Origin of the sequence: Paenarthrobacter sp. (assembly GCF_031180005.1) — a bacterium.
GTDB lineage: Bacteria > Actinomycetota > Actinomycetes > Actinomycetales > Micrococcaceae > Arthrobacter.
Genome location: NZ_JAPSHI010000007.1, coordinates 167313 through 171372, shown reverse-complemented (window position 1 = coordinate 171372; position 4060 = coordinate 167313). Strand labels below are relative to the sequence as shown.

General features: G+C 61.3%; 4 protein-coding genes. 3 read left to right on the top strand and 1 reads right to left on the bottom strand.

What is annotated here, in order from left to right:
• Positions 1-159: 159 nt before the first annotated feature.
• Positions 160-1401, bottom strand: a complete 1242-nt coding sequence (locus RIF72_RS07835) for a hypothetical protein (protein WP_309074272.1) — start codon at positions 1399-1401, stop codon at positions 160-162.
• 237 nt (positions 1402-1638) lie between these two features.
• Between RIF72_RS07835 and RIF72_RS07830 the strand changes: the two genes are divergently transcribed.
• The 3 genes from RIF72_RS07830 to RIF72_RS07820 form a co-directional block, all read left to right on the top strand.
• Positions 1639-2121 carry a hypothetical protein gene (locus tag RIF72_RS07830; protein ID WP_309074271.1) on the top strand — a complete coding sequence of 161 codons (483 nt, stop codon included), beginning with the start codon at positions 1639-1641 and terminating at the stop codon, positions 2119-2121.
• A 44-nt stretch (positions 2122-2165) separates the two neighbouring features.
• Positions 2166-3230 carry an AI-2E family transporter gene (locus RIF72_RS07825; protein WP_309074270.1) on the top strand — a complete coding sequence of 355 codons (1065 nt, stop codon included), beginning with the start codon at positions 2166-2168 and terminating at the stop codon, positions 3228-3230.
• A gap of 4 nt (positions 3231-3234) precedes the next feature.
• Positions 3235-4060 (top strand): phospholipase D-like domain-containing protein (locus RIF72_RS07820; RefSeq protein ID WP_309074269.1); only part of this gene is annotated, 826 nt, incomplete at its 3' end.

The window sequence follows — 4060 nt, the reverse complement described above, 5'->3', positions numbered from 1 at the left end:
CCATCTGAGTATGGTCCTTTCGGGAGGCCACCGTGGGTCCGGCCGGCCGTTCATTTCCAGCCTCTCTGGCTGACAAGAACTACTGTGCCGGGCCCGGATCAAGAACAAATCCTGTGTTCGGTCAACACTTCCTCAGGAAATCATCAAGACTTTCGGAAACTAGGGCAGCAGCCCAAGCACCGGCAAGGCAACCGCCGTCGAGACTGCCATGGCCGCTGTGTTGCCGATCACCGAATGGAACCCTGCCGGCAGCCGCGCGGAAATGGCCCTGGCCAGCGGCGGGGCGAGGACCGCCCCCAGCACGGCGCCGCCCACCATTCCCGTCCAGGAGCCGCCAGACGCGAGGACTGCCGCAGGAGCAACCGACACCACGGACGCGTAGGTGGCCGCCCACCCGCCGTCGCGGTACCAGCCCCGCCACAGCGTGACGCCGATGGCCGAGGTCAACGCTTGCGCAAAAAGGATGTGCGGCAGCAGGCCCGTCCCGTACGAAGGAAGCACCGGATTCAGGACAAAAGCGGCCGCCGCAGCCAGGATCAAACAGGCGGCAGCGAGCTCGTTGGCGAAAAAGTACGTTTCAGTGAAGTCCTTCAGCACCCTGCGCGCGGCCCAACCGGCGTCGCCGAGGAAGTTCCGGTTAAGGCTCGACGGCGGCAGCTCCGGTTGCGTCGCAGCTCGAGACTCCCGAAGGACAAGCCACGGCATCCGCCGGGCGATCAGGAACGAAATGACTGCACCCACCGACATCGCCAGCACGCTCCCAACCACGGCAGGCAGGCCAAGCGGTTCCGAGATGGTAGGTATGAACAACAACGCCAAAGGTGTGGTGGTCGCTGCCCCCAGGACCGCCCCGGTGACACAGGTCCGCCACCCAGCCCCGTACATAAGGACCAAGGCGGGCGCGACGCAAACAAAAGGCACGAACGTTGGCTGCCATCCGGCGTCGAGCGTCCATCCGAACACCAGGTTGGAAAGCATCAAACTCAGCGACGCGGACACTAGAACCCAAGGCCAAAGGCCGGTCCCATAGCTGAGCGAGCCTGCCCACGTCGCACCTCGCCGGCAAGCCCACCACGCGACCACCGAGCCTGTGAGCAGTCCCAGCGCTGCTAGATCGGACTTGCAGAACAGTGGCTCGGTCATGTCGCCGAGGAACCACCGCAGTGCGGCCAACGGGGTGTCAACGGCGTCATGCGGCCAGCCCGCGTAGCCGGGACTAATCCGCGGCGAATGTTGCGCCAACACGTGGACGAGAAATGCGAATGCACCGACGACTGCCACCATTCCGAAGGCTCCCACGGCAGTGCCTGCAGCGCTGCGTTCCTTGCTGTGTTGGAGAGAAGGTTCCGACGAAGTTCCCGGCTGCGGGGTGGCGTGGTCAGCTGCAAAAGAGTGCGTCATTGGTGCCCTATGCGTGCGGAGTGGTGTGGCTTTGAGCAGCGTAACCGACCCTCGGAGATCGTCTGCAGCCGCCGTGCTACGGGAGATTTGTGACCGAGGGGCAGGTACACGGCCGTGTCATGACCAACCATCGCCTGCCGGCCACCCGTCGTCGCGCCCTAACGCCCGCACTCACCCGTAGTGGGTGATCTTTCTGCCCAATAGTTGCCGATCCGCTAAAGGCACGCACAGTTCGGCGTGGGGCGAATCGAGAATGGTGTTGTGGTCCTGCCGGGGGATCAGTTCCCTTGCCGGATGACGGCGGTCCGGCCCCGGGCCGAAATGAACGATGGGAAAGACACCATGAGCTTTTTGGAATCATTGTGGAGCATCATTGTTACTTTTTTCTTTATTGCTTACTTGATACTCCTCTTTCAGATCATTTCCGATCTCCTCCGCGATAAAGCCCTCGGCGGCGGAGTAAAAGCATTATGGATCCTATGCCTATTTGTGGCCCCTTTTATCTCAGCCTTGATCTACGTGATCATGCGCGGAAAGGGGATGGCCCTGCGTAGCGAAATGCGAGTTAGGGAATCAGTTGAAGAGGCCGAGAACTACATCCGCGAAGTCGCCGGAGCCCCAACACCCACCCAGCAGATCGAAGCGGCCAAAGCCCTGCTTGCTGCTGGAGATATCAACGAGGCCGAGAACGCTCGCCTGAAGGAGATCGCTTTGGCCTGATCCGGGTCACGGTCCGCCATTCCCGTACGGCCGAAAGGGACCGCATGACGCGATTGAAGGCATTCCCCCTGTTGGAAGGCGGACCGTTTCGCTTCGGCCTCATCGCGGCGCTCGGTGTACTGGTTGCCCTGGCATTGGGGTCCGCAGTCATCACGCTGCGGTATTCGCTGACCTTGATCTTTGCGGCGCTGTTTATCTCCCTGGGACTCTATCCCCTGGTTCGTTGGCTGGAGCGCTGGAAACTCTCCCGCAGTGGCGCAGTCCTTGCGGTGGCGGTTGGCTTCCTGGTAGTAGTCGCGGTGCTCATCCGCTTCATTGTGCCGATCCTGGTAGAGGAAGGCGCTGCGCTGGTTCGGTTGCTTCCGTCCAGTTTCGAGGCGGTGGGCGAACAAGAATGGTTCCGGAACTTCAACGGATCGCTGGGCGGAGCACTGACCCCCCTACTGGAATGGCTGGAGACCTCCGCCGCGGATCCAAATGTGTGGCTGGCAATCGGCGGCGGCGCCGTCCAAGTTGGCTACAACGTGGTGAACGGCACCTTCGCCGTGATCTTCGTAGTAGTCCTGACGCTCTACTTCGTGGCCGGGCACGAGGTCATGAAGTCAAGCCTTTATGCACTGGTTCCGGCTTCCCGCAGGGAATCGTTCGCGGATATTTCCGAGACAATTATTGCTTCCGTGGGCAAATACCTGAGCGGCATGTCAATTCTTGCCCTGCTAAACGCCATCTTCACGTTCATTGTCCTGTCAGTTGCCGGCGTCCGGTACGCGGCGGTGTTAGCCGTCCTGGCTTTCCCCATCACGCTTATACCGTTGGTGGGTAGTGCGATCAGCACAACAATCATTACAGTGGTCTCGCTTTTCACTTCTCCGGCAACGGCACTGGTGGTTTTCCTTGTCATGCTCGCCTATATGCAAGTGGAGGCCTACGTACTGACGCCCCGGGTGGTGGGGAAAGCGATCAGCATTCCCGGTTCCCTGGTCCTCATCGGCGCGATGGTGGGCGGGACGCTCCTGGGGCTGTTGGGGGCGCTGATAGCGTGCCCCACCACGGCCTCGATCCTGCTGATCATCAAAAAAGTAGTCATACCGCAGCAGAACGCCAAGTAGCGGCATGCAAGGACTACTGCACGACGCCGATGCGCTCACCTTGGTCTTGTTGGCGCTCCACATCGTGCTCGGATCCATAGCGGCAGTGATGGTCTCGGCCAACAGACGGCCGTCGTCTGCCATTGCCTGGGTATTGGCAATCATCTTCATCCCCTATCTGGGAATGGTGGCATTCCTGCTGGTAGGCCGTGGCAAGCTTCCCAAAGCCAGGCGCGAAAAGCAGCGCACCGTCAATGAGCTCATGCTGGGGCGGACGCACGGCCTCTCAGCAGTCAGCCACAGTGCGGAGTGGCCCGCCTGGCTGCGGTCCGCCGTCGAACTTAACCTCAGGCTCGGTGCGCTGCCCATGGTGGGCGGTAACCGGGCCGAATTGCTGGAGGACTACAAAGGCTGCATCGCGCGCATGATCGCAGACATCGACGCCGCGAAGGAATACGTGCATGTGGAGTTCTACATCCTCGCGCTGGATCCCACCACAGCTCCGTTCTTCGATGCCATGGCAAGGGCATGCCGGCGCGGCGTGGCAGTCCGGGTCCTTTTCGATCATTTGGCGGCGGTCCGGGACCCTACGCAGCGGGACATGCTGCGCGCTTTTGATGAGATGGGCGCCGAATGGCACGCCATGCTCCCGCTGCGCCCCTTCAAAGGACAATGGCAGCGCCCGGACCTGCGTAACCACCGCAAGCTGATGGCGGTGGACGGCAGTGTGGGCTACACGGGTTCACAAAACCTGATCGACGCTTCCTACAACAAGAAAAGCAACATGAGGCGGGGCCTTCAATGGCACGAATTGATGGTGCGTTTGGAAGGCCCAGTGGTGCGGGAGCTCG